The following is a 23,514-nucleotide window of genomic DNA, read 5'->3' as shown; positions in this document are numbered from 1 at the left end:
TCGTGGCCAGGACCAAGGAATTCGATCCGGACGCCGCGCTGCAGTCGGCCCTGGAGCTGTTCTGGCGGCGTGGCTACGAGGCGACGTCGATGGCGGACCTCGTCGAGGCACTCGGCATCGGGCGCGCCAGCATCTACGCGACCTTCGGGAACAAGCACGATCTGTACCTGAAGGCACTGGAGAGGTACGGCGAGCTCCAGCGGCCGCTGCTGCTCGCGGAGCTCGCACAGCCGGGCCCCGCACTGCCCGCCGTGCGCGCGGTGCTGCGCCGCTTCGCCGCGGAGTCCACCTCCGAGGAGGGCCGCATGGCCGGGTGTTTCGTCACCAACACCGCGGCCGAGCTCGGCCCGCACGACGAGGCGGCCGCCCGCGGCGTCGAGCGGAGCTGGGACCACATCGAGACCCTGCTGCACTCCGCGCTCGTCCGCGCGCAGGCGCAGGGCGAGCTGCCCGAGGACCGCGACCCGCTGGCGCTCGCCCGCACGCTGCTCGTCGTGACGCAGGGACTGCGGGTGGTCGGCAAGGCCTCCGCGGATCCCGCGCGGGTGCGGGACGCGGTGGAGCAGGCCCTGGCCCTGCTCGACTGAGGGCCGGGGCCGCCCGCCCTTTTTATTTGTTCTTATACTGAACCGATCGGTCAAGAAAAGAGCTGTCATGACTGCTTCCGCCGCCCGCTCCCGCTTCGCCGGCCGCACCGCCCTCGTCACCGGCGGCGGCTCCGGCCTCGGCCGGGCCATCGCCCTCGCCTTCGCCGCCGAGGGCGCAGACGTCGTCGTCGCCGGGCGCACCGAGGGCCCCCTGAAGGAGACCGCGGCGCTCATAGAGAACGCCGGGGGCAAGGCCCTCGCCGTCACCGCCGACGTCTCCCGCTCCGCCGACCTCGCCGCGCTCGTCGCCGCCACCGTCGACCGCTTCGGCTCCCTGGACGTGGCCGTGAACAACGCGGGCGTCCTGCGCGCCGGGCAGCCGGTCGCCGAGCTGCCCGAGGAGGACTGGCGCACGATGCTCGACATCAACGTCACCGGCGTACTGCTGGCCCTCCAGGCCGAGGTGAAGCAGATGCGCACGCAGCCCGCGGGCGGCGCCATCGTGAACATCGCGTCGAACCTCGGCGCGCACACCAGCGTGCCGGGCACGGCGGCCTACGGGGCGACCAAGGCCGCCGTCGCCGCGCTGAGCCGCGCGGCCGCCGCCGAGCACATCCGGGACGGCATCCGCATCAACACCGTCAGCCCGGGCTCGTCCGACACCACCATGTCGCTCCGTCCTGGCGAGACCGAGGCCGGCCGGGCGGCCCGCATGAAGGAGTCGACGCCGCTGGGCCGCGTGTCGACGACCGAGGAGGTCGCCGCGGCGGTCCTGTACCTGGCCTCCGACGAGTCCGGCTCGGTGGTCGGCGCGGACCTGGTGATCGACGGTGGCGCCTCGGCCTGAGGACCGCCCCCGCCACGAGCCACCCGCCGCGACCCGGCCGCCACGAGCCGCCCGCCGCTGCCGTAGGCTCCCCCGCACGTCCTACCCTGGGTAACACGACGTGCCCGGAGCGAGAAGTCGAGGCGAGGGAGCCCTGGCATGGCGGCGTGGACCGCGAACGACATCCCGGACCAGAGCGGCCGCACGGCCGTGGTCACCGGCGCGAACAGCGGCATCGGCTACGTGACCGCACGCGAACTGGCCCGCCGCGGCGCGCGCGTGCTCCTCGCCTGCCGGAGCGAGGAACGCGGGCGCGCGGCGGTCGACCGCCTGCTCGGCGAAGCGCCGGGCGCCCACGCCGAGTTCGCGCCGCTCGACCTCGGCGACCTGGCGTCCGTACGACGGTTCGCGGACGCGTACGACAGCGCGTGCCTGGACCTGCTGATCAACAACGCGGGCGTGATGGCGCTCCCTCACCGCCGCACCGCGGACGGCTTCGAGACGCAGTTCGGCGTCAACCACCTCGGGCACTTCGCGCTCACGGGACTGCTGCTCCCCCGCCTCCTGGAGACCCCCGGCGCACGCGTCGTCACCGTGTCGTCCGGCCTGCACGCGCTCGGCAACATCGACATCGGCGACCTCAACAGCGAGCGTAACTACCGCCGTTGGCTCGCCTACGGCCGTTCCAAGACGGCCAACCTCCTCTTCGTCCACGAGCTGGCGCGCCGCCTCGCCGCCACCGGCGCCGACACCGTGGCGGCCGCCGCCCACCCCGGCTACGCCTCGACCAACCTGCAGAGCGCGGGCCCGAGGATGATGGGCCGCAGGGGCACCGAGCGCTTCATGGCGCTCGGCAACCGGTTCGTCGCGCAGCCCGCCACGGCCGGGGCGCTGCCCACGCTGTACGCGGCGACGGCGCCCGGCGTGCGGCCCGACTCGTTCACCGGGCCGGGACCCTTCGGGTTCCGCGGGGCGCCCACGCGGTCGTGGCGGGCGACCTGGACGCTGAACGACGTGGCGGGCGAACGGCTCTGGGCGGCGTCCGAGGGGCTGACGGGCGTGCGGTACGACGTGCTCAAGGGCTGAGATGCGCTGAGAGGTGACCAAGAGGCCTGAGCGGCGCACATTTTGCGCCACAGGTCAGGCCCCGCGCACACTGCCCGCCCCGCTCATGCCGCCCTGCGCAGCTCCAGCGCCGCCAGCGGGATGAAGCCGTGGCCGTCCCCGGAGGTGGGCGCGTGCCCGCCGCCGAGACGCCGGAGCAGGGCGAGCGCGATCCGCTCCCCCTGTGCCTTGGCGCGGTCCGCGGCCGGCCCTCGGTGTAGGCCGTCGACGGAGGCGTGCCACAGCTGGACCCAGCGGCCGAAGTGCTCGGCGGTGAGCGGGCGCACCGCGTGCAGCGCGGCGTGCGGGGTGAACGCGTCGCGCCGGTAGACGGCGGTGCGCAGGAGTGCCCGCTCCCAGAAGTCGGTGATGCGCGGCAGGTGCGCGTCGAGGTCGGTGCCTGCGAGCTCCGTGAAGAAGGGGCCGATCAGCGGGTCGGCGAAGGCCGCCGTGTAGAAGCGGCGGAGGAGCACGTCGAGGTCGGCGCGGGATGCGATGTCCACACCTGAAACTGTGCCACGGGTGGGATCCCCGGCGCCGAAGTCCCTCGGAGCCTGCCTTCCAGCGGAGGTCGCCTGCCTTTCAGCGGGGTCGCCTGCCTTTCAGTGCAGGTCCGACGCCTCGAAGACGGCCTTCGCCGCCGCCCCGTCGGCGCGCTCGGTGAGCCGCCGCAGCTCGGCGCAGCCCGTCCTGAGCAGCCCGGCCTCCCGCGCGGCGCGGGCGCCGGTGTCGAGGCGGTGCAGGAGCAGCGGGTTGTCGACGAGGATCCGCGGGTCCAGCTCGACGCGGTTGCCGAGCGAGTCGCACAGGACCAGCCGGGCGGCGACGCCCTCGCGGTGCCGCACGGCGGTCAGCAGGCCGGTGCAGACGTGCTTGCGGCGCCCGAGGCCCCGTACCGCGAGCCAGCCGGGGCCCGCGGTCACCCGTACGGGGTGCAGCACCAGGTAGAGCAGCGCGGAGAGCGGGGCCCACAGGCAGAGGCGGACGGGGGCGAGGGTGCCGCCGGCCCAGTCGATGAAGAGGACGAGCCCGAAGAGGCCGAGCGAGCAGAAGGCGGCGGTCCGCACGTCGGCCGCCCAGCCGCGGTCCGCCACGGTCGCGTACGAGGTCCCCGGCCCGTAGGGCGCCTCCGTCCCACAGCGTGCGCCCGCCTCGCCGCGCGCCCCAGCGGCCCGCGCGGCGCCCCGTCTCGTCCTGTTGTGTCCCATGTGCGGCACGGTACGACGGTACGCCGGACCGCGTCGTCGCCCTTGACGCGCCGCATACACACCGTGGGCCCACCTTGACGGCCCGCTGACGCGGCACAGCTACGCCGCCCTGCCGGAGCGTGTCCGAAGGGTGACACTCGGCTGCAACACCCCTGTCGTAATCCCGCCGCATGGTTGATCGTTGGGCCCGGCACACACCTACGTCACGCAGGGGGACGACCAGCATGGCCATCAGCCGCAGGACACTTCTCGGGACAGGTGCGACGGGCGCGGCGCTCGGGCTGCTCACCGCGTGCGGGTCCAACACAGGGCGCGACGGCGGCGGCTCGGGCGGCAAGGGCCCGCGGCTCGCGCAGTGGTACCACCAGTACGGCGAGGCGGGCACCGAGCAGGCCGTGAAGCGGTACGCCGCCGCGTACGAGAAGGCGGACGTCAGCGTCCAGTGGCGTCCGGGCAACTACGACGAGCAGACCGCGGCGGCGCTGCTCACGGACTCCGGCCCCGACGTCTTCGAGGTCAACGGCCCCTCCCTGGACCAGATCCGGGGCGGCCAGGTCGTCGACCTCACCGACCTGTTCGAAGGCGTGCGGGACGACTTCAATCCGGCCGTGCTCGCCCCCAAGACGTACGACGGGAAGATCTGGGCGATCCCTCAGGTCGTCGACATGCACCTGCTCTACTACCGCAAGAGCCTGCTCGACGACGCCGGGGTGCGGCCGCCGGAGAGCCTGGACGAGCTGGTCGACGCGGCGAAGGCGCTCACCACGAAGGACGTGAAGGGCCTCTTCCTCGGCAACGACGGCGGCGCGGGCGCCCTCGGCGTCACGCCCCTGTACGCGGCGGGCCTCTCCTCCGTAACCGACGACGGGAAGGTCGGCTTCGACGACCCGGCGGCCGCCCGCACCCTCGGCAAGCTGCGCCGGCTGTACGCGGACAAGTCGCTGCTGCTCGGCGCGCCCGCCGACTGGTCGGACCCGTCCGCGTTCGTGCAGGAGCTGACCGCCATGCAGTGGTGCGGGCTGTGGGCGCTGCCCGCGGTGAAGAAGGAGCTGGGCGACGACTTCGGTGTCCTCGCGCTGCCCGCCGACGGCCCGGACGGCAAGGCGTCGCTGCCCGTCGGGTCGTACGGCGCGGCGGTGAGCGCCCGCAGCGACCACAAGAAGGAGGCGAAGGACTTCCTGAAGTGGCTGTGGATCGACAGGACGGAGTACCAGGAGGACTTCGCGCTCTCCTACGGCTTCCACATCCCGGCCAGGCTCTCCCTCGCGAAGAAGGCCGACAAGCTGAAGGAGGGCCCGGCGGCGGACGCCGTGCGCTACTCCACGGAGAACGGCTACTCCGAGCCGCTGCTGTGGACGCCGGCGAGCCGCACCGCGTACCAGGACGCGCTGAGCCGGATCATCAAGTCCGGCGCGAATCCCGAGAGCGAGCTCAAGTCCGTCGTACGGAAGGTGCGGGCGGAGCTGGACCGGGTCAGGAAGAAGTCGTGAGCCGCACCCGCGTCGGGAGCGGCGCCCGTGCGAAGAGCGGCGCCCCCGTGAAGAGCAGTGCTCCCGTGAAGAGCCGGCTCCTCGGCACCCAGAACCGCACCCTCTGGTTCTGGGTGTTCGTCGGCCCCTTCGCGCTCGGCCTGGCCCTCTTCACCTATGTGCCGCTCGCCTGGAGCGTGTACCTCAGCTTCTTCGACGCCCACAACACCGTCTCGCCCGACGACTTCGTCGGCCTCGACAACTACACGTCGATGCTGCGGAACGAGGCGTTCACCGACAGCCTCGTCACCTTCGCGGTCTTCTCGGCGTTCATCGTCCCGACGACCTTCGTGCTGTCGCTCGCGCTCGCCCTGATGGTGAACCGGATGCGGCGCGCCCAGGCGTTCTTCCGGTCCGTCTTCTTCCTCCCGGCGGCGTGCAGCTACGTCGTGGCGGCGCTGATCTGGAAGCTGTCGATCTTCAACGGGGTGCGGTTCGGGCTCGCCAACACCGTCCTCGACTGGTTCGGCGCCGAGCAGGTCGCCTGGCTCTCGACGACGGAACCGCCCTGGTACTGGCTGGTCATCGTCACCGTGCGGCTCTGGCTCCAGGCGGGCTTCTACATGATCCTGTTCCTGGCGGGCCTGCAACGCATCTCCCCCACCCTCTACGAGGCGGCCGCCGTGGACGGGGCGCGGCCCGGCTGGCAGGTCCTGCGCCACCTCACGCTCCCGCAGCTGCGCGCGACCTCGGTCGCCGTCACGCTGCTCCTCGTCATCAACGCCTTCCAGGCCTTCGACGAGTTCTACAACCTGCTCTCGACCTCCAGCGGCTATCCGCCCCACGCCCGCCCACCGCTCGTCTACCTCTACTACACGGCGCTCGGCCGGGAGCAGAACCTCGGCCTCGGCAGCGCGGGCGCGGTGCTCCTCGCGCTGATCATCGCGGTGGTGACGGTCGGCCAGGCACGCTGGTTCGGCCTCGGCAGAAAGGAGGACTGAATCCCGTGCCCCCTTCTCCTCCCCCTTCCCCTTCCGCGAACAGGCCGCCCATGGACGACGCCCTGGTCCGCGTGGGGCGCGCGCTGCGCGTCGTCCTGCTCGTCGCCCTCGCGCTGCTGTTCCTGATCCCCTTCTATCTCCTCGTCCGCAACGGCCTCGCGTCCGAGGACGACATCACCTCCCCCGACTGGACGTTCTTCCCCTCGACGCTGCACTGGTCGAACCTCTCCGAGCTCTTCGCCGACCCGGCCGTGCCGATGGCCCGCGCGCTGCTCAACTCGTCGCTGATCGCCGTCGCGACGACGCTCGGCACCCTCGTCCTGGCCTCTCTCGCGGGCTACGGCTTGGCCCGCATCCCCTACCGCCACGCCGACCGGGTCTTCTACGCGATCCTCGGCACGATGATGGTCCCGGCCGCCGTCACCTTCGTCCCGAGCTTCGTCCTGGTCTCGTCGCTCGGCTGGGTCTCCACCCTGCGCGGCCTGATCGTCCCGACCCTGTTCTCCGCGTTCGCCTGCTTCGTCTTCCGCCAGTACTTCCTGGGCTTCCCCAGGGAGCTGGAGGACGCGGCGCGGGTGGACGGGCTCGGCTACTGGCGCACGTACTGGCGCGTGGTCGTCCCCAACTCCCGCCCCGTCTTCGCGGCCGTCGGCACGATCGTGTTCATCGGCGCGTGGAACTCCTTCCTGTGGCCCCTGGTCATCGGCCAGGACCGCGACGCGTGGACGGTCCAGGTCGCCCTCGCCACCTTCACGACGTCCCAGGTCATCCGCCTGCACGAACTGTTCGTCGCGGCAGCGGTCTCGATCGTCCCGCTGCTGGTGGTGTTCCTGTTCTTCCAGCGGTGGATCGTGGCGGGGGTGGAGCGGTCGGGGATCGACGACTGAGGTCACGCACCGCCCACGGCCGTCAGCAGGGCCAGAGGGGCCGCCGCCGAGCGGGATTCCGGGATGCAGGAGTGGGGGTACGGGACCGGGGTCGGGTGGGTGTGCTTGTCGTAGCCGGCGAGGACCTCCGGGAGGCGGCCGTTCGCCGTGGTGGCCGCGGAGACCAGGGCGCGGGCCACCGTGCGGGCCTCGTCGTGCAGGCCGTAGCGGGCGAGGCCCAGCGCGATCAGGGCGTTGTCGTGCGGCCACACCGAGCCGCGGTGGTAGGAGAGGGGGTGGAACGCGGGCTGTCCGGCCGCGAGGGTCCGTACGCCCCACCCGGAGAAGAAGTCGGGCTCCAGGAGGCGGCGGCCCACCGTCTCGCCGTACTCCTTGTCGAGCAGCCCGGACCAGAGCAGGTGGCCCGCGTCCGAGGCGAGCGCGTCGAGCCGGTGCCCTTCGCCGTCGAGGGCGAGCGCGGGGAAGTCGCGGTCCGGCATCCAGAAGTCCCGCTGGAAGCGGTCCCGCAGGTCGGCCGCCGCCTGTGTGAGCAGGTCCGCGTACACCTTGTCGTCCCAGACGGTCCGCGCGAGGCGGGCGGTGCGCCGCAGGGCGTCGTACGCGTAGCCCTGCGCGCCCGCCGCCATGACGGGTCCCGTCGCCCCGCTGCCGTCGGCGGAGCAGATCGCGCCGGGCGAGTCCTTCCAGTTCTGGTTGGCGAGGCCGCCCTCGTCCGCGCGGTAGACGAGGTAGCCGCGCGAGGTGAGCCCGCCGTGGTCGAGCAGCCAGCCGACGGCGGCCCTGGCGTGCGGCTCCAGGCGGCGGGCGAGCGTGCCGTCGCCGGTCTGTTCCGTGTAGGCGCCGAGGAGCACCAGGAAGAGCGGGGTCGCGTCGACCGAGCCGTAGTAGCGGCCGAACGGCACCTGTCCGAAGTGCGCGAGCTCGCCGTGCCGCACCTCGTGGACGATCTTGCCCGGCTGGGCGACCGCGTCGGCCACGGCCTCCGTGGCCTGCGCCGCGGCGAGCGCGGGCAGCGTCGCGGCGGCCAGGCGCGGCAGGTAGGGCAGCGCGAAGAGGGAGGTCAGCAGGGCGTCGCGGCCCAGGAGCGTGAGGAACCAGGGCACTCCGGCGCCGGGCACCTGGAGGTCCTCGCCGTCGGGGCCCTTCGCCGGGACCTGGAGCACGGCGAGGTCCGCGAGGCCGCGCGCGCAGGCCGCCGCGAGCTCCGGCCAGGCGGTGGGCAGCGCGACGCCGGACGCGTACTCCGCCTCGATCGCGGCGAGTTGGCGCCCGGCCTCGGCGGCGGACGGGGGCGCGTGCGGCGGGGGCTCTCCGTGCGGCTGTGCGGCGGCACGCAGTGCCACCTCCGCCGAGGCGTGCGGGTCGAGCTCCAGCGTCCATACGAGGCGCCGCGCACCGGTCCCGGTCTCCTCGATGCCGTCGGGTGCCGGGTCGGCCGTCACCGTCGTACGGGAGCGCCACTCGCCCCGCCGGTAGGTGAACTCGACGCCCTCGCCCGCGTCGAGCGGCCGCCGTGACCTGACGGCGCCCGGCTTCGCGTACGTGCGGTGATCGGCGCGCAGCTCGAACTGGTCGGTGAAGTCGGCGTCCACGGTCAGCGCGAGCCCCACCCGGGTCGGCACCGGGCGGTTGCTCAGGACCCGCAGGGTCTCGACGAACACGCCGTCCGCGACGGCCTGTTCACGGAAGACGGTGTACGCGGGAGGTTCCAGGCGGCTGCCGCGCGGCACCAGGACACAGCGCGCCGTGCCGCCCGCCGCGCCGGACGTGTCCACGGGCGTGAGGACCTCGGGGACGGCCCCGTCGACGGTCAGCTGCCAGCGGCTGAGATGCCGCGCGTCCCGCACGAACAGGCCGTCCGGCCCCGCGCCGCCGCCGCGCGCGGCGCCGACGCCGCTGATGTCGCCGCCCGTGCCGACGGCCGCGAACGTCCGCCCCCGCACCAGCAGCCGATGCCGATCACTCATGCCCACACCTCTCCTCCGGAGGGCCCGGCCCGCTCGCCCCGGACGTCGTCGAGCAGCAGATCCAGCGCGAGCGCCGCGGTCCAGCCGAAGCCGCGGGCGCCGCTCCCCCGGGCGGTGTACGGGTCGGCGTACTCGGCGAACCCGGAGGTGAGCGCCGCGTCGAGCAGTGCGTCCCGCAGTGCGTCGGCCCGCACGTGTGCGCCGTGCAGCCGCAGCCCCTTCACCAGGAGCCAGTTGGTGTTGAACCAGGCGGGCCCGCGCCAGTACCGCCGCGGGTCGAAGGCGTGCCCCGTGAGGTCGTAGCTCGGCACGAGCCGTGCCGGGCCGCCGAGCCCGAAGTGCGGGCCGCACGCGGTGCGCACCAGGGCCGCGGCGATGCCGGGCGGCAGCGCGGGCAGGACGAGGGGGACGAGACCGGCGACGCCGCGCTCGACGACGAGTTCCCCGTGCGGGCCGGGGGCGCGCAGGTCGCGGCAGAGGAAGAGCTCACGGCACGGGTCCCAGAGACGGCTCACGAGGGTCCCGGTCAGCACCTTCGCACGGGCCCGTCGCTCGTCCGGGTCATCCGTCAACACGGCGCCTTCGGCAGCCAGTTCCTCCTCGATCCGAGCGAGCGCGTACTCGGACGTGATGAGCAGCGCGTTGAAGGCGGGGTCCTCGACCGAGAAGGCGCCGGGGCCCGCGTCGTCCGCGTACCGCCGGTCCCGATAGTCGGCCGCCAGCCGCACGTACCTGCCGTAGTCCAGGTCCGTCGGCCGGTCCTCGGGCGCCCCATGGGCCAGGTCCGCGCGGCGGTAGGCGCCCGGTTCTGCGGGCTCGACGCGGCTCAACGGGCCGTCCCAGCAGGGGCTGTTGTCCATGCCCTGTTCCCAGGGGTGCAGCACGGCAGCGAGGCCCGCGCCACCCGCGTCCCTGGCGGACAGCAGATAGCGGTGCCAGGCGGCCAGGCGCGGATGGAGGCGGGCGAGGAAGGAGCGGGCCCTGGACAGTCCGGGATCCGCGCGGTGCACCAGCCAGGCGGCGAGCGCGTGCACCGGCGGCTGCACGAGGCCGGAGGTCTGCACGTCACGGGGTGCGCCGGCCGGGCGGCCCGCCGTCGTGGAGCGCCAGAAGTCGGGGCTCGGGAAGTACGCGTCGAGCGGGACGGCGTCGTCGAACACGATGTGCGGGACGCGGCCGTCGCCCCACTGGGCGGCGAGGAGCGTCTCCAGCTCGGACTGGGCCCGCAGCGGCGAGAGGTGGCGCAGGCCGATCGCGATGAAGGCCGAGTCCCAGGACCACTGGTGGGGGTAGAGGGCGCGGGACGGGACGGTCGACGTGCCCGTCCAGTTGGCCCGCAGCACCTCGGCCGCCCGCTCCCGCAGCATCCGCCGCCGGGCGGCGGCACGGTGAGCGGCGGGCCAGGTGGTCGTACTGCGGTCCACGCGGTCCTCCCGGGAAGACTCGACGCCCTGTCAGTTCAGTTCACTTCAGCCTAGAGTTACGTCTACTCAGCACGCAAAACCCACTATGTAACGTGGAGTTGGGGCGCACAAGGAGCGGACGAGCGCGGGAGGGCGCATGCACACGGCAGGCCGCGGACGGATGCGAACCGGCGCCACCTCCGGCGGCGCCGGAGACCTGCTGCACCTCGTGCGCAGCGGCCGCGCCACCACCCGGGGCGCCCTCCAGCAGGTCACCGGGCTGTCCCGGGCCACCGTCGGACAGCGGCTCGACCGGCTCTTCCGCGCGGGGTGGCTGCGGGAGGGGGCCGGAGCGCCGGTGGACTCGCCGCTCGGGGGGCGGCCCGCGAGCCGGCTGGAGTTCGACGACACGCACGCCGTCGTCCTCGCCGCCGCCCTGGAGACCCGGCACGCCCGCACCGCCCTGCTGACCCTCGGCGGCGAGATCCTCGCCGAACGGTCGACGCCCCTCGCCATCGAGGCCGGCCCCGACGTGGTCCTCGGCGAACTCGGCATCCGCTTCGGCGAACTCCTGCGCGAAACGGGACACTCGCCCGCTTCGGCATGCGGCATGGGCCTCGCCGTACCGGGCCCCGTGGACAGCGCCACGGGCCGCGTCGTCCAGCCACCGATCATGCCGGGCTGGGACGGCTACGACATAAGGGGGCGACTGCGCCGGGCGTTCGTCGAGGGGGTGGGGGGTGGTGGGCTCGTCGAGCGGGCGGGCGGCGGGGCCGGTAGGGGGACCGTCGGGGTGGACGCCGAGGTGCCGGTGGTTGTCGACAATGATGCCAACCTCATGGCGTACGGGGAGCAGCGCACCCACTACCCGGACTGTTCGGCCTTCGCGTTGGTCAAGGTGTCCACGGGCATCGGGGCCGGGGTCGTCGTCGGCGGTGAGGTCTACCGGGGCATCGACGGGGGTGCCGGCGACATCGGGCATATTCGGGTGCCCGAGGGGGCGGGCGCGCTCTGCAAGTGTGGCTCGTACGGCTGTCTGGCCGCCGTGGCCAGCGGCCGCGCCGTGGCCCGCCGACTGACGGAGGCGGGCGTACCCGCGGCGTCCGGCTCGGACGTGCGACGCCTCCTGGAGGCGGGGAACCCGGTCGCCGTGGGGTTCGCGCGGGAGGCCGGGCGGCACGTCGGGGAGGTCCTGGCGACGGTCGTGACGCTGCTGAACCCGGGCGTTTTGATGATCGCCGGAGATCTGGCCGGAACCCCCTTCCTGACGGGCGTCCGCGAGCTGCTCTACCAGCGCGCGCTGCCGCGCTCCACGGCCCACCTGGAGGTGGTCACCTCGCGCCTGGGCGAGCACGCGGCGCTCATCGGCGCGGGAAAGCTCGTGGTCGAGCACCTGTACGCCCCGGAACGGGTGGAGGACCGGCTCGTCGCGCTCGGCGTGTAGCGCGGCGCGCGAATCGCCCGCGAAGGCGGCCCCGCCCCCTCCGCGGAGGTCCGGATGCTGACATTCAGCCCCTTCAAACGGCGTGATTCTCGCCACCCCTGATAGGCCTTGCGCTCAGATGAGCGCTTCATGGCCGACTGCACTTCTCCAAGGGGTGGCACTCAGTGCCACTGCTCGATCATTCATGAGGTGAACTCACATCTGAGTTTACTCCGCTCACCTGAGCGTTTTATGGGTTCTACGCGGGTCGCGAGTTCAAGTCTTGAAGACACGTTTCCCTCCCCCGCTACTCCCGAGTCACTTTCGATCTAGCGGCGGACGGGTGGTTACGGCCGTATGACGCACAAGTGGACGTACCCAGGTGCCTTCGATCTGGGTATGTTCCTGGCCGTCAGGGCAGCCACCGAGTCCTCGAGGAGCCGAGACCCGTGTCGGAAAACAAAGATCCCCACGTAGCTCACACGAGTGAGGGCGTTAAGTTCGTTTACGACTTCACCGAAGGCAACAAGGACCTCAAGGACCTGCTCGGCGGGAAGGGCGCGAACCTCGCCGAGATGACCAACCTCGGGCTGCCCGTCCCCCCGGGCTTCACCATCACCACCGAGGCCTGCAAGACGTACCTCGACAGCGGCGAGGAGCCCGTCGAGCTGCGCGACGAGGTGAGTGCGCACCTCGACGCCCTCGAGAAGAAGATGGGCAAGAAGCTCGGCCAGGCCGACGACCCGCTGCTCGTCTCGGTGCGCTCGGGCGCCAAGTTCTCGATGCCCGGCATGATGGACACCGTCCTGAACATCGGGCTCTCCGACAAGTCCGTGACCGGCCTCGCCAAGCAGTCCGGCGACGACCGCTTCGCGTGGGACTCGTACCGCCGGCTCATCCAGATGTTCGGCAAGACCGTCCTCGGCGTCGACGGCGACCTCTTCGAGGACGCGCTGGAGAAGGCCAAGGAGGCCAAGAAGGTCACGGTCGACACCGACCTGGAGGCCGCCGACCTCAAGAAGCTGGTCACCAAGTTCAAGAAGATCGTCAAGACGGAGGCCGGGCGGGACTTCCCGCAGGACCCGCGCGAGCAGATGGACCTCGCGATCCGTTCGGTCTTCGAGTCGTGGAACACCGACCGCGCCAAGCTCTACCGCCGCCAGGAGCGCATCCCGCACGACCTCGGCACGGCCGTCAACGTCTGCTCGATGGTCTTCGGCAACCTCGGCCCCGACTCCGGCACGGGCGTCGCGTTCACCCGCGACCCGGCCAGCGGCCACCAGGGCGTGTACGGCGACTACCTCCAGAACGCGCAGGGCGAGGACGTCGTCGCGGGCATCCGCAACACCGTGCCGCTCGCCGATCTGGAGCAGATCGACAAGAAGTCGTACGACCAGCTCATGCAGATCATGGAGACCCTCGAGACGCACTACAAGGACCTGTGCGACATCGAGTTCACCATCGAGCGCGGCCAGCTGTGGATGCTCCAGACCCGCGTCGGCAAGCGCACCGCCGGTGCCGCCTTCCGCATCGCGACGCAGCTCGTCGACCAGGGGCTGATCGACGAGGCCGAGGCGCTCCAGCGCGTCAACGGCGCGCAGCTCGCGCAGCTGATGTTCCCCCGCTTCGACGAGAGCGCCAAGGTCGAGCAGCTGGGTCGCGGCATCGCCGCGTCGCCGGGTGCCGCGGTCGGCAAGGCCGTCTTCGACTCGTACACCGCCATCAAGTGGTCGCGCTCCGGCGAGAAGGTCATCCTGATCCGCCGCGAGACCAACCCCGACGACCTCGACGGCATGATCGCCGCCGAGGGCATCCTGACCTCGCGCGGCGGCAAGACCTCGCACGCGGCGGTCGTGGCGCGCGGCATGGGCAAGACCTGTGTCTGCGGCGCCGAGGAGCTGGAGGTCGACACCAAGCGCCGCCGGATGACGGTGGGCGACACCGTCGTCGAGGAGGGCGACGTCGTCTCCATCGACGGCTCGACGGGCAAGGTCTACCTCGGCGAGGTGCCGGTGGTCCCCTCCCCCGTCGTCGAGTACTTCGAGGGCCGCATGCACGCGGGCGCCGACGACGCCGACGAGCTGGTCGCCGCCGTGCACCGGATCATGGCGTACGCGGACCGGGTGCGCCGGCTCCGGGTCCGCGCCAACGCGGACAACGCGGAAGACGCGCTGCGGGCCCGCCGCTTCGGCGCGCAGGGCATCGGCCTGTGCCGCACCGAGCACATGTTCCTCGGTGAGCGCCGCGAGATGGTCGAGCGGCTCATCCTCGCCGACGCCGACGAGGAGCGCGAGGACGCCCTGAAGGAGCTTCTGCCGCTGCAGAAGCGCGACTTCGTGGAGCTCTTCGAGGCGATGGACGGCCTGCCGGTGACGGTCCGGCTGCTCGACCCGCCGCTGCACGAGTTCCTGCCCGACATCACGGAGCTGTCCGTCCGCGTCGCGCTCGCCGAGTCCCGCAAGGACGCCAACGAGAACGACCTGCGCCTCCTCCAAGCCGTGCACCGCCTGCACGAGCAGAACCCGATGCTGGGCCTGCGCGGCGTGCGCCTCGGCCTCGTCATCCCGGGTCTGTTCACCATGCAGGTCCGTGCGATCGCGGAGGCCGCGGCCGAGCGGAAGACCGCCAAGGGCGACCCGCGCGCGGAGATCATGATTCCGCTCGTCGGCACCGTCCAGGAGCTGGAGATCGTCCGCGAGGAGGCCGAGCAGGTCATCGCGGAGGTCCAGGAGACCACCGGCGTCGAGCTGAAGCTGGCCCTCGGCACGATGATCGAGCTGCCGCGCGCCGCGCTGACGGCCGACCAGATCGCGGAGGCCGCCGAGTTCTTCTCCTTCGGCACGAACGACCTCACGCAGACCGTCTGGGGCTTCTCGCGGGACGACGTGGAGGCGAGCTTCTTCACGGCGTACCTGGAAAAGGGCATCTTCGGTGTCTCCCCCTTCGAGACGATCGACAAGGACGGCGTCGGCAAGCTGGTGAAGGACGCGGTCGAGGCCGGCCGCGCCACGCGCCCCGACCTCAAGCTCGGCGTCTGCGGCGAGCACGGCGGCGACCCGGAGTCCGTGCACTTCTTCCACGAGGTGGGCCTGGACTACGTCTCCTGCTCGCCGTTCCGCATCCCGGTGGCCCGCCTGGAGGCCGGCCGCGCGGCGTCCCACTCGGTGGGCAGCGACCACCGGTAGCCCGCAGTTTCCGGGGTCCGTACGGGCCCCGGCCCGACCCCGGGACCGTCGCCGCGTCCCCGACCCTCAGTACCGATGCGGCGGCGGTTCCGGTTCGCGATGGAGAGGCAGCACCCGTGCGGGGGTGCTGCCTTTCCGTTTCCCGTCCCGTTCCCGTTTCGCGCGGGCATGGCTGATGATCAACGGGATACTCACTGGTCATGGGCTTGCTGGCAAAAACACACCAGGTAGACCGTCACCTGACCAAGCGGATCGCCGCCGGTGCGCCGCCCGGCCTTCACCGGGCGCTGTCGGCGGTGGAGGAGATGGCGGAGAGCACGAAGCTGTGGTGGGGTGCGGCCGCGGTGATGGCCTGCACGGGCGGCCGCCGGGGCCGCACGGCCGCCGTCGCGGGCCTCGCGTCCATGGCCGTGGCGCAGCTCGTCTCCAACGGCGTGGGCAAGCAGCTCGTCGACAGACCCCGGCCGCCCAAGGAGTGGATCCCCCACGACGACGTCGAAGACCGCTCCGAGTCCTCGTCCTTCCCCTCCGGACACACCGCCGCCGCCGTGGCCTTCACCGCCGCCGTCATCCCGAGCTGGCCGCTCGCCGGCGGGCTGTGCGCGGTACCGGCCGCCATGGTCGCCGTCGAACGCGTGCAGTCCGGCGCCCACTACCCGACCGACGTCGCCGCCGGCGCCACGATCGGCCTCACCACGGCGTGGCTCACCCGCCAGGCGCCTCGCCTGCTGCTGCGCCACTGGGTGGGCCGGCTGCCACCGGCGCTCCGCTGAGGAGCCGGGTCGCCTGTGTGGCGGTGGGCGGGGTGTTGGGTCAGGGTGCTGGTTCGGGGAGTGGTAGCAGGTGGGCGCGGTGGTGGGATGCCGCTGTCGTTGCTGTGGGGCCGCCCAGGGCGGTTATGGCGATCAGGTGTTCGTTTTGGTAGTAGGCGTAGAGCAGGTCGCCTTCGGGGGCGGTCGGGTCGCCTTGCAGGAGGTGGCAGTGGTCGGCGAGGGAGGGCTGGCCGAAGGACTGCAGGCGCAGTGCGTACTGGTCGCTCCAGAAAGACGGGAGCGGGGCGAAGGGGGCGGGGTCGGGCCGGGCGGTGCCGGTCAGGCCCGCGACCAGGGTGCGGGCCGCGTGGCGGGCGGTGTCGCCGGGAACCGACCAGTGTTCGACGCGGCGCGGCACGGGGCCGTAGCGCGGGTTCGGGAAGCGGGCGACGTCGCCGACGGCTACCGCGTGCGGGAGGCCTCCGACGCGCAGGTGGGCGTCGCAGAGCACCCCGTCGGTCAGATCCAGTCCGGGGGTCGCCGCCAGCCATTCGGTGTTGGGCAGTGAGCCGACCGCCTCGACCACCAGGTCTGCCGGGACCTCGGTGCCGTCGTCCAACACGGCCGTGTGGGGCGCGAGTTCGGTCACCAGGCGGCCCATCAGGAAGCGTACGCCCCGCGCCTCGTGGCGGCGCCGCAGCGCCCGGGCGAGGTCCTCGCCGACCGCGAGGAGCATCGGCTCGGCCTCCGGCGCGACGACCGTCACGTCACAGCCCGCCGTACGCGCTGTCGCCGCCACCTCGCAGCCGATGAACCCGGAGCCGATCACCAGCACCCGGGCGCCCGCCACCAGCCCGGCGGCCAGAGCCGCCGAGTCCTCCAGCGTGCGGAGGACGTGCCGGGGCGGGCCCCCGGTGAGCGGGAGTCGTCGTGGCCGCACCCCCGTCGCGGCCACGAGACCCTCGTACACGTACGCCGAACCGTCGGCCAGCGTCAGCGTGCGCGCGGCCAGATCGGCGGACGCGACCGCCACGCCCAGACGCCATTCGACGTCCTCGACGCTGGGGCGGCGGCGCAATCGGGTGGCACCGGCGGGCACCTCGCCCGCGAGGACTTGCTTGGACAACGGCGGCCTGTTGTACGGGAGGTGGGGCTCGTCACCGAACACGGTGATCGCTCCCCGCCAGCCCGCGGCCCGCAGCTGCTCCGCCGCGCGCAGCCCGCCCAGGGAGGCGCCCACGACGGCGATCCCCACCGCCGCCGCTGCCGCTGCCGCTGCCGCTGCCGCTGCCGCTGCCGCCATGCTCGGGCCTCAGCCCTCGACCCGGATGGCCTGCAGCGGGCAGACGTCGGCCGCGTCCTCCGCGTCGGCGCGCAGCGATTCGTCGGGCGAGTCGACGTACGCGAGGTGCCCTTCGCCGTCGAGCCGGAAGATGTCCGGCGCGGCGAACACGCACTGCCCGTGGTCCTGACAGACGTCCAGGTCCACGGTGACGATGACTCGGCCCATTTCAACTCCTCTGCCAGTACGGGGGGTTCGAAAAGCCTCAGCGGCGCGGTGGGCGGATGCCGCGGTACTCCCAGTCGCCGCCCAGCGCCGTGGAGAGGACCTCCTCGGACGCGGTGGGCTGGGCGCCGACGTCGGTGCGGATCGCCGTCGGCCCGGTGACGACGTGGTTGGTGAGCCGTCCGAGGCCCTCGGCCTCGACCTCGACGACGTCCCCGGGGCGGACGGGGCGGGACCCCGCGGGCGTCCCGGAGAGCAGTACGTCGCCCGGCTCCAGGGTGATCGTGCGGGCGATGTCGGCGACGAGGTAGTGCATGTCCCAGGCCATCTCGTCCGTCGAACCGTCCTGCACGAGCACGCCGTTGACGTACGTCCGCAGGTACTTGCCGCGGAAGTCCCAGCCGGTGACGAGGCCGGGGCCGAGCGGGCAGAGCGTGTCGGAGCCCTTGACGCGGAGCATCGACCCGGCGTCGGTGTCGCGGAAGTCGTGCAGGCCGAAGTCGTCGGCGACGGTATAGCCCGCGATGTACGAACCGGCCTGCGCGGGAGCGATGTTGCGGCAGGTGCGGCCGATGACGATGCCGATCTCGCCCTCGTAGTTCAGGTACTTGCAGCCCTCGGGCCGTACGACCGCACCGCCGTGGGCGTTGAGGGCGGAGACGGGCTTGTGGAAGTAGGTGGGCGCGGGCGGCAGCGCGACCCCGAACTCCGCCACCCGGCTGCGGTGGTTGAGGTGCACGGCGATCACCTTGGAGGGTCGCACGGGAGGGAGGTGGTGCGCCTCGGAGGCCTTGACGCGGCGCCCGTCCGGGGCCACGAGTTCGTCGCCGTCGCGCACGACCTGGACAGCGGCTCCGTCGAGGAGGACGCGGCGGTACTCGATGGTGCTCGCCGCCCTCATGCGGCTGCCTCCTTCTGCTCGGTTCCGGTCCAGCCGTCGGACGGGCGGTCGAACCAGAGGTGGATCTGCCCGGTCCCGACGGAGTTCTCGTACGCGCTGTAGGGGCGCCCGGGGGCGGTGCAGCGCTCCTCGCCGAGGGCCCCGATCATCATGAGGTAATGCCCGAATCGGGCTTCGGGCCGGTGCGCCAGGAACTCCGGCATGGTGCGCAGGACTTGGGCGTGGTCGCCGCGCTCGAACCACTCGATGCGCTGCCGGTCGGCGGCGCGCGCCTCGGGCGTCCGGATGTGGGAGGGGTCGCTCGCCTCGTGGGCGCGCAGTTCGCGCAGCGGCCAGAACGTGTGCGAGAGGGCGCCGGACGCGATGAGCAGGACCTTGCGGCCGGGCAGCGCGCCGATGCCTTCGGCGATCGCGCGGCCGAGCCGCAGGTGGTCCTCGACGTCACCGGTCTGGCAGACCCCGATCGAGACCCACTTCTTCTCGGGGAGGCCGTGGCCCAGGTACGTCCACAGGTTGATCGTGGCGTAGTACACGGGCAGGAAGGGGTCGTCGATCGGGGTGATCCAGGTGTCGTGCTTCTCCGCGAACCGCGCGACGGAGTGGGCGAGTTCGGGGTCGCCCGGGTAGTCGTACGGCATGCGGCACATGCCGCGCGGCAGCTCTTCGGAGGTGAAGAGCCCGGCGCGGCGGTGGTGTGCGGAGACCACGAACTCGACGGTCGTCGCCCAGTGCGAGTCGAGGACGACGACGGTGTCGTAGTCGAGCGCCTCGAAGACGTCGGCACGCAGGGTGCGCAGGCCGGGGACGAGGCTGATCTCGCGGCCTTCGTTGAGCTCCCTGCGCGTCTCCTCGGGCAGCACGATGGTCGGTACGTGGGCGAGGAGCCCGGCCCCGACGATCTCGCCCCTGGCCTCACCCATGGCCTCACCCCTGACGTCCTCCCTGGCCTCACCCATGGCCTCACCCCTGACGTCCTCCCTGGCCTCACCCATGGCCTCGCCCCTGACGTCCCCCCTGGCCTCATCCATGGCGGGCCCACCCACTCGGCGCGGTCACGGTGTTCTTGAGGTCGCAGTAGAAGTCGAAGGACCAGTCGCCGCCCTCGCGCCCGATGCCGGAATCGCGCGAGCCGCCGAAGGGCGCGGAGAGGTCGCGTACGAAGAAGCAGTTGACCCAGACCGTGCCCGCCACGAGCCGTGCGCCGATCCGGGCGGCACGGTCGCGGTCGCCGGCGACGAGGGTGGCGGCGAGGCCGAACCGGGTGCCGTTGGCGAGGCGCACGGCTTCGTCGTCGTCGCCTTCGGGAAACGTCTGGAGGGTGAGGACCGGCCCGAAGACCTCCTCCTGGACGATCTCGGAGTCCTGGGCGACGTCGGTGAGGAGGGTGGGGAGGTAATAGTTCCCGCCGAGCGCTGTGTTGCGGCCGCCCCCGGTGACGGCCTTCGCGCCCGCCTCGACGGCACGGCGGACGAACCCGTCGACGCGCTCCACGTGCCGGGGGTGGATGTTGGGCCCGATGTCGGTGGCCTCGTCGCGCGGATCCCCCTGCGTCAGCTTCGAGACCCGGTCGAGGAAGCGGTCGAGGAAGGCGTCGCGCACGGGCTCCTCGACGAGGATGCGGGTGGCGGCGAGACAGACCTGCCCCGCGTTGTCGTACTGCTCCACGGCGAGGTCGGCGGCAAGCTCCAGGTCGGCGTCGGCGAGGACGAGCAGCGGCGACTTGCCGCCGAGCTCGAAGCTGCAGGGCACGAGGTGGGCGGCGGCGGCCCCGGCGACGCGGCGGGCGGTGGGCACGGAGCCGGTGAAGCTGACGCGGCGCACGTCGGGGTCGGCGGTGAGGGCCGCCCCGGCCTCGTCGCCGTACCCCTGCACGAGGTTGAAGACGCCCGGCGGCAGCCCCGCCTCATGCGTGATGTCGGCGAGGAGGGAAGCGGTGAGGGGGGTCCACTCGGCGGGTTTGAGCACGACGGTGGAGCCCGCCGCGAGCGCCGGCGCGACCTTCCAACTGGCCAGCATCAGGGGGGCGTTCCACGGGGTGATGAGCACGGCCGGGCCCGCCGGGTCCCAGCTGACGTGGTTCGTGTGGCCCCTCGTGTCGAAGTCCTCGTGGCCGAGGGCGAGGAGCCGGTCGGCGAAGTAGCGGAAGTTGTGGGCGACGCGCGGCATGACGCCGCGGCGGTGCGAGCGCAGCAGCGCGCCGTTGTCGGCGGTCTCGACCGCCGCGAGGTCCTCGGCGCGGGCGTCGACGCCGTCGGCGACGGCGTGCAGGAGCCGGGCCCGCTCGGCGGGCGGCGTCGCCGCCCAGCCGGGGAACGCGGTACGGGCGGCGACCACGGCGGCACGTGCCTCGCCGGGGCCGCCACGTGCGATGCGGGCGAGCGGGGCGCCGTCCATGCCCATGCCCATGTCCATGCCCATGCCCATGGGCGAGTGGTCGGTGAAGGTGGAGGCGGAGGGCACGCGGGTGCCGTCGATCCAGTGGCGGGTGTCGATGGGCACGCCTTCGACGATCGCGAGTGCGTCCTTGGGGGTCGCGGGTGCGTCCTCGGGGGTCGCGGTGGGAGGAGCCTGAGCCATCACTGCCTCCAGTTCGTTTGAACCCAAACAACGTACGAGCGGGAGCAGACGGGGGTCAACCCCTCGTAAGGGACGCCTTATTGCTCTACCGTTTGGGACCAAACGAGCACCGCTCCATCCCGGCCGTGGGGAGGTCTCCATGCCATGCCGCCGGCCACTGATCGCCCTCCCCCAGCGGTACGCCGCGACGACCTCCGCCCTCCGCTACGCCGCCGTCGTCACCGCCCGCGCCCTCGCCGAGGCCGTGTTCCGCGCGGGCGGCGAGCCGTTCATGATGCTCCCCGGCCCCCCGGAGGAGGCCGCCGAACGGCTGTCGCGCTGCGCCGGACTGCTGCTGCCGGGCGGCGGGGACATCGCGCCGTGGCGGTACGGGGTGGGGCGGGGATCGCCCCCTGAAGGGGGACCGCGAGTGCACAGTGCGGTGTACGACGTCGATGACGCGCAGGACGACTTCGATCTCGCCCTGGTCGACTGCGCGTTGGCCGCTGGCCTGCCCACCCTGGCGGTGTGCCGCGGGCTGCAGGCGGTGAACGTCGCCCTCGGCGGCACGTTGTGCCAGGACATGGGCGGCCCCGGCGCGGAGCACCGCCATGTGCTGCACCCGGTGCGGGTGGCGGCCGGGTCGACGGTGGCGCGGGCGATGGGTGCGGGTGCGGGGGCAGGTGCGGGTGCGGGTGGGGTGGGTTCCGGTGAGGTGGTGGTCTCCTGCTACCACCACCAGTGCGTGGACCGCCTCGCGCGGGGCCTCACCGCCGCCGCGTGGGCGGCCGACGGAACCATCGAGGCGCTGGAACTTGTGGGTGGACGTGGGTGGTTCACCGCGGTGCAGTGGCACCCGGAGGATACGGCGGAGAAGGATGCGGGCCAGCAGGGCTTATTCGAGTCCCTGATCCGAGCAGCCGCACCCCAAACTGAGTAACCCCCACCCACAAGCGCCCGTTCAGGGGCGCGAGGAACTGCGCGCCCAGCCCCCACGACCCGGCAGAGAACCACGCACCGCAACCACCCCCAGGGGCGCGGGGAACTGCGCGACCAACCCCCACAACCCGCAGCGAACGCACGAGGCGGGGCGCCAGCCACGGGGCGCGGGGGCCGGGGCTAAGCGGATCGTTTGGGTCTGCGGCCGCTGCGCCGGGGAACGGGCGGCGCCCCACCCAGGAGGCGCTGCCGACGCCCGTCCCCCTCCTCCTCCGTCCGTACGACGATCCTGCGCAACAGATCCGCCAACGTCTCGCACTCCTCGTCCGACAGCCCCTCCGTGACGAACGCCTCCTCGGCGTTGAAGGCGGGGAAGACCTCACCCATGAGGCGCTCGCCCTCGTCCGTGAGGCGGAGCAGCACGAGCCGGCCGTCGTCGGGGTGACCGCGGCGCTCGACGAGGCCCCGCCCCATGAGGGTGCGGGCCACCCCCGTGAGCGTGCCCTTGGAGATGCCGGCCTCCTCGGCGACATGACGCGTCTCCGTCTCGCCCCAGATCCAGACGACGTAGAGGACCACGAAGGAGGTCCACGTCAGTTCGGCGCCGCGGAGCACGGAGTTCTCGAAGTGCTGCCGTACGGCCGCCGCCGCGCGGTAGATGTTCGAGACGGCGGCCATCTGCGCGTACTGGACAGGGGTTCCTGTGTCGCCGAGCTTGGCCCGGACCGCCTTCTCGGTCTCGCGGATGGTGCGGTGGCCCGTCACTCGGTGTCTCCTCATTGCTCATGTGGTTCGTGCTCGGCCGGGCGGGGCCGGCCAGGTGTCTACAGCTCACGCTCCAGCAGCGTCCCGCCGTTCCAGGTGACGCCCACCTGACGGTAGTACGCGCCGATCGGCTCCTCGACGGTGAGCGCGGCCAGCTCCTCCGTGGGCGCCTCGAAGAGGTCGAGTTCGGCCTCGCCCGACCAGGCCTGGCCGCCCTCGAAGGCCGCGGCGCCCGACTCGATCAGCTCGTCCAGGGCCAGGCCCTTGCCGTCGATGGAGGGGAGTTGACGGTGGTGGGCCATGGGGTGGGCGTTGACGAAGCCGTTGGTGGGTGAGGGGGCGCGCAGGGTGACCACCGCCTGGGCGAGGCGGTGGTCGGCGGCGGCGAGCGTGGCGCCGAAGGCCGCGCCGGGTTCGATGCGGGGGGCGGGGCCGTAGGGGTGGGGGCGGGTGAGGTGGATGGAGCCGAGCTTCTTCGGGTAGCCCTGGTGGTTGCCGCGGGCGATGGCGAAGTCCTTGTCGACCCAGATGTAGACGCAGCGGGAGTAGGTGCGGCCGCGGTAGGCGCAGCGGACGACCGCGAAGCACTCCTTGTACTGGGCGCGGACGGGGTCGAGGAGTTCGGCCCTGTCGGCGCCGCAGGACTGCCAGTCGGCCCAGATGAGGGCGACGGCGCCGGGGTCGTCCGGGGCGGGGTCGAGGGGGGCGGGGAGGAGTTCGCGGACGCGGGCCGGGTCGGTGCGGTACTCGATGGTGAGGAGGTCGCCGGAGTAGTGCCAGGGGGGTGGGGGCACGATGGAGGACCGGCCGGTGGCGCTCTTGGGCGGCAGGAATCCCCTGGGTCCGGCCATGACCAGCCCCTTCCGCGACTCGTTTGATCCCGTACGGTACGCCTGGGCGTGGTGCGCTGTCACGGGTTCTGGCGGGGGCGCCTTGGGCGGGGTTCGCCTTTGCTTCGTCTGTGGGGCGGGGCCGCGGGGGTATGTGCGTACTCGCCATCCCTGCGCCGAGCCTCAAGTCCAAAGACGCCAGAG

The 23,514-nt window shown here is 72.6% G+C and carries 21 protein-coding genes; 10 read left to right on the top strand and 11 right to left on the bottom strand.

The genetic code is table 11. The annotated features are described in order from the left end of the window. Positions 1-2: 2 nt before the first annotated feature. From ACZ7LU_RS31970 to ACZ7LU_RS31960, 3 genes are all read left to right on the top strand, one after another. A complete protein-coding gene (locus ACZ7LU_RS31970) occupies positions 3-587 on the top strand; it encodes a TetR/AcrR family transcriptional regulator (protein WP_471918712.1) in 585 nt (194 codons plus the stop codon). Positions 588-654: 67 nt separating this feature from the next. Next, positions 655-1,434 (top strand): SDR family NAD(P)-dependent oxidoreductase, encoded by a 780-nt coding sequence (locus ACZ7LU_RS31965; protein WP_468556550.1) that lies wholly within the window; start codon positions 655-657, stop codon positions 1,432-1,434. Positions 1,435-1,572: 138 nt separating this feature from the next. Then, positions 1,573-2,499, top strand: a complete 927-nt coding sequence (locus tag ACZ7LU_RS31960) for an oxidoreductase (protein ID WP_471918711.1) — start codon at positions 1,573-1,575, stop codon at positions 2,497-2,499. Positions 2,500-2,582: 83 nt separating this feature from the next. Here ACZ7LU_RS31960 and ACZ7LU_RS31955 read toward each other — a convergent pair whose 3' ends face one another. After that, a complete protein-coding gene (locus ACZ7LU_RS31955; protein WP_471918710.1) occupies positions 2,583-3,020 on the bottom strand; it encodes a group III truncated hemoglobin in 438 nt (145 codons plus the stop codon). A 99-nt stretch (positions 3,021-3,119) separates the two neighbouring features. Next, positions 3,120-3,725: a hypothetical protein gene (locus tag ACZ7LU_RS31950; RefSeq protein WP_471918709.1), complete on the bottom strand. Its 606-nt coding sequence runs from the start codon at positions 3,723-3,725 to the stop codon at positions 3,120-3,122. 224 nt (positions 3,726-3,949) lie between these two features. Between ACZ7LU_RS31950 and ACZ7LU_RS31945 the strand changes: the two genes are divergently transcribed. The 3 genes from ACZ7LU_RS31945 (at position 3,950) to ACZ7LU_RS31935 (ending at position 7,082) form a co-directional block, all read left to right on the top strand. Further along, positions 3,950-5,215 (top strand): ABC transporter substrate-binding protein, encoded by a 1,266-nt coding sequence (locus tag ACZ7LU_RS31945; protein ID WP_471918708.1) that lies wholly within the window; start codon positions 3,950-3,952, stop codon positions 5,213-5,215. A gap of 65 nt (positions 5,216-5,280) precedes the next feature. Further along, positions 5,281-6,195: a carbohydrate ABC transporter permease gene (locus ACZ7LU_RS31940; RefSeq protein WP_471918846.1), complete on the top strand. Its 915-nt coding sequence runs from the start codon at positions 5,281-5,283 to the stop codon at positions 6,193-6,195. 50 nt (positions 6,196-6,245) lie between these two features. Continuing rightward, positions 6,246-7,082 (top strand): carbohydrate ABC transporter permease, encoded by an 837-nt coding sequence (locus ACZ7LU_RS31935; protein ID WP_398297519.1) that lies wholly within the window; start codon positions 6,246-6,248, stop codon positions 7,080-7,082. A gap of 2 nt (positions 7,083-7,084) precedes the next feature. Here ACZ7LU_RS31935 and ACZ7LU_RS31930 read toward each other — a convergent pair whose 3' ends face one another. Together ACZ7LU_RS31930 and ACZ7LU_RS31925 are read right to left on the bottom strand one after the other, a co-directional pair. After that, positions 7,085-9,049 (bottom strand): amylo-alpha-1,6-glucosidase, encoded by a 1,965-nt coding sequence (locus ACZ7LU_RS31930; RefSeq protein WP_471918707.1) that lies wholly within the window; start codon positions 9,047-9,049, stop codon positions 7,085-7,087. Beyond that, the gene (locus ACZ7LU_RS31925; RefSeq protein WP_471918845.1) at positions 9,046-10,416 is read right to left on the bottom strand and encodes an MGH1-like glycoside hydrolase domain-containing protein; all 1,371 of its coding nucleotides are present in this window, start codon (positions 10,414-10,416) and stop codon (positions 9,046-9,048) included. Before ACZ7LU_RS31925 ends, ACZ7LU_RS31930 begins: the two co-directional genes overlap by 4 nt. A gap of 193 nt (positions 10,417-10,609) precedes the next feature. Between ACZ7LU_RS31925 and ACZ7LU_RS31920 the strand changes: the two genes are divergently transcribed. From ACZ7LU_RS31920 to ACZ7LU_RS31910, 3 genes are all read left to right on the top strand, one after another. Then, complete coding sequence (locus ACZ7LU_RS31920; RefSeq protein WP_471918706.1) at positions 10,610-11,896, top strand: ROK family protein; 1,287 nt, start codon at positions 10,610-10,612, stop codon at positions 11,894-11,896. A gap of 428 nt (positions 11,897-12,324) precedes the next feature. Further along, positions 12,325-15,060, top strand: a complete 2,736-nt coding sequence (gene ppdK / locus ACZ7LU_RS31915; protein WP_398297525.1) for a pyruvate, phosphate dikinase — start codon at positions 12,325-12,327, stop codon at positions 15,058-15,060. Between the two features lie 200 nt (positions 15,061-15,260). Beyond that, positions 15,261-15,833: a phosphatase PAP2 family protein gene (locus ACZ7LU_RS31910; protein ID WP_471918705.1), complete on the top strand. Its 573-nt coding sequence runs from the start codon at positions 15,261-15,263 to the stop codon at positions 15,831-15,833. A gap of 40 nt (positions 15,834-15,873) precedes the next feature. On the opposite strand, the gene ACZ7LU_RS31905 is transcribed toward ACZ7LU_RS31910, so the two are convergent. The 5 genes from ACZ7LU_RS31905 to ACZ7LU_RS31885 form a co-directional block, all read right to left on the bottom strand. Next, entirely contained in the window at positions 15,874-17,115 is a 1,242-nt protein-coding gene (locus ACZ7LU_RS31905) for an NAD(P)/FAD-dependent oxidoreductase (protein WP_471918704.1), read from the bottom strand. Positions 17,116-17,124: 9 nt separating this feature from the next. Then, positions 17,125-17,322 carry a ferredoxin gene (locus ACZ7LU_RS31900; RefSeq protein ID WP_362996863.1) on the bottom strand — a complete coding sequence of 66 codons (198 nt, stop codon included), beginning with the start codon at positions 17,320-17,322 and terminating at the stop codon, positions 17,125-17,127. A 37-nt stretch (positions 17,323-17,359) separates the two neighbouring features. Further along, positions 17,360-18,220: a fumarylacetoacetate hydrolase family protein gene (locus ACZ7LU_RS31895; RefSeq protein ID WP_470976149.1), complete on the bottom strand. Its 861-nt coding sequence runs from the start codon at positions 18,218-18,220 to the stop codon at positions 17,360-17,362. Then, complete coding sequence (locus ACZ7LU_RS31890; protein WP_471918844.1) at positions 18,217-19,140, bottom strand: 3,4-dihydroxyphenylacetate 2,3-dioxygenase; 924 nt, start codon at positions 19,138-19,140, stop codon at positions 18,217-18,219. The genes ACZ7LU_RS31895 and ACZ7LU_RS31890 overlap by 4 nt, the downstream gene beginning before the upstream one ends. Positions 19,141-19,240: 100 nt before the next feature. After that, positions 19,241-20,797 carry an aldehyde dehydrogenase gene (locus ACZ7LU_RS31885; protein ID WP_471918703.1) on the bottom strand — a complete coding sequence of 519 codons (1,557 nt, stop codon included), beginning with the start codon at positions 20,795-20,797 and terminating at the stop codon, positions 19,241-19,243. A gap of 139 nt (positions 20,798-20,936) precedes the next feature. Here ACZ7LU_RS31885 and ACZ7LU_RS31880 point away from each other — a divergent pair, with 139 nt between their 5' ends. Beyond that, positions 20,937-21,716 carry a gamma-glutamyl-gamma-aminobutyrate hydrolase family protein gene (locus ACZ7LU_RS31880; protein WP_471918702.1) on the top strand — a complete coding sequence of 260 codons (780 nt, stop codon included), beginning with the start codon at positions 20,937-20,939 and terminating at the stop codon, positions 21,714-21,716. Positions 21,717-21,895: 179 nt separating this feature from the next. On the opposite strand, the gene ACZ7LU_RS31875 is transcribed toward ACZ7LU_RS31880, so the two are convergent. Continuing rightward, entirely contained in the window at positions 21,896-22,480 is a 585-nt protein-coding gene (locus ACZ7LU_RS31875) for a MarR family winged helix-turn-helix transcriptional regulator (RefSeq protein ID WP_468083097.1), read from the bottom strand. Between the two features lie 59 nt (positions 22,481-22,539). Next, complete coding sequence (locus tag ACZ7LU_RS31870; protein WP_471918701.1) at positions 22,540-23,331, bottom strand: acetoacetate decarboxylase family protein; 792 nt, start codon at positions 23,329-23,331, stop codon at positions 22,540-22,542. Between the last annotated feature and the right edge of the window lie 183 nt (positions 23,332-23,514).

It is taken from the genome of Streptomyces sp. NPDC039462, assembly GCF_055639375.1.
The sequence above is the reverse complement of the archived record's forward strand: the minus strand, read 5'-3'. Positions and strand labels throughout refer to the sequence as shown.

What these genes read in the sequence shown, in the direction of transcription:
- ACZ7LU_RS31965 (WP_468556550.1), top strand. Translation starts at nt 655, where the DNA reads ATGACTGCTTCCGCCGCCCGCTCCCGCTTCGCCGGCCGCACCGCCCTC.
- ACZ7LU_RS31960 (WP_471918711.1), top strand. Translation starts at nt 1,573, where the DNA reads ATGGCGGCGTGGACCGCGAACGACATCCCGGACCAGAGCGGCCGCACG.
- ACZ7LU_RS31950 (WP_471918709.1), bottom strand. Translation starts at nt 3,725, where the DNA reads ATGGGACACAACAGGACGAGACGGGGCGCCGCGCGGGCCGCTGGGGCG.
- ACZ7LU_RS31945 (WP_471918708.1), top strand. Translation starts at nt 3,950, where the DNA reads ATGGCCATCAGCCGCAGGACACTTCTCGGGACAGGTGCGACGGGCGCG.
- ACZ7LU_RS31935 (WP_398297519.1), top strand. Translation starts at nt 6,246, where the DNA reads ATGGACGACGCCCTGGTCCGCGTGGGGCGCGCGCTGCGCGTCGTCCTG.
- ACZ7LU_RS31930 (WP_471918707.1), bottom strand. Translation starts at nt 9,049, where the DNA reads ATGAGTGATCGGCATCGGCTGCTGGTGCGGGGGCGGACGTTCGCGGCC.
- ACZ7LU_RS31925 (WP_471918845.1), bottom strand. Translation starts at nt 10,416, where the DNA reads ATGCTGCGGGAGCGGGCGGCCGAGGTGCTGCGGGCCAACTGGACGGGC.
- ACZ7LU_RS31920 (WP_471918706.1), top strand. Translation starts at nt 10,610, where the DNA reads ATGCACACGGCAGGCCGCGGACGGATGCGAACCGGCGCCACCTCCGGC.
- ACZ7LU_RS31910 (WP_471918705.1), top strand. Translation starts at nt 15,261, where the DNA reads ATGGGCTTGCTGGCAAAAACACACCAGGTAGACCGTCACCTGACCAAG.
- ACZ7LU_RS31905 (WP_471918704.1), bottom strand. Translation starts at nt 17,115, where the DNA reads ATGGCGGCAGCGGCAGCGGCAGCGGCAGCGGCAGCGGCAGCGGCGGCG.
- ACZ7LU_RS31900 (WP_362996863.1), bottom strand. Translation starts at nt 17,322, where the DNA reads ATGGGCCGAGTCATCGTCACCGTGGACCTGGACGTCTGTCAGGACCAC.
- ACZ7LU_RS31895 (WP_470976149.1), bottom strand. Translation starts at nt 18,220, where the DNA reads ATGAGGGCGGCGAGCACCATCGAGTACCGCCGCGTCCTCCTCGACGGA.
- ACZ7LU_RS31890 (WP_471918844.1), bottom strand. Translation starts at nt 19,140, where the DNA reads ATGGGTGAGGCCAGGGGCGAGATCGTCGGGGCCGGGCTCCTCGCCCAC.
- ACZ7LU_RS31885 (WP_471918703.1), bottom strand. Translation starts at nt 20,797, where the DNA reads ATGGCTCAGGCTCCTCCCACCGCGACCCCCGAGGACGCACCCGCGACC.
- ACZ7LU_RS31880 (WP_471918702.1), top strand. Translation starts at nt 20,937, where the DNA reads ATGCCATGCCGCCGGCCACTGATCGCCCTCCCCCAGCGGTACGCCGCG.
- ACZ7LU_RS31870 (WP_471918701.1), bottom strand. Translation starts at nt 23,331, where the DNA reads ATGGCCGGACCCAGGGGATTCCTGCCGCCCAAGAGCGCCACCGGCCGG.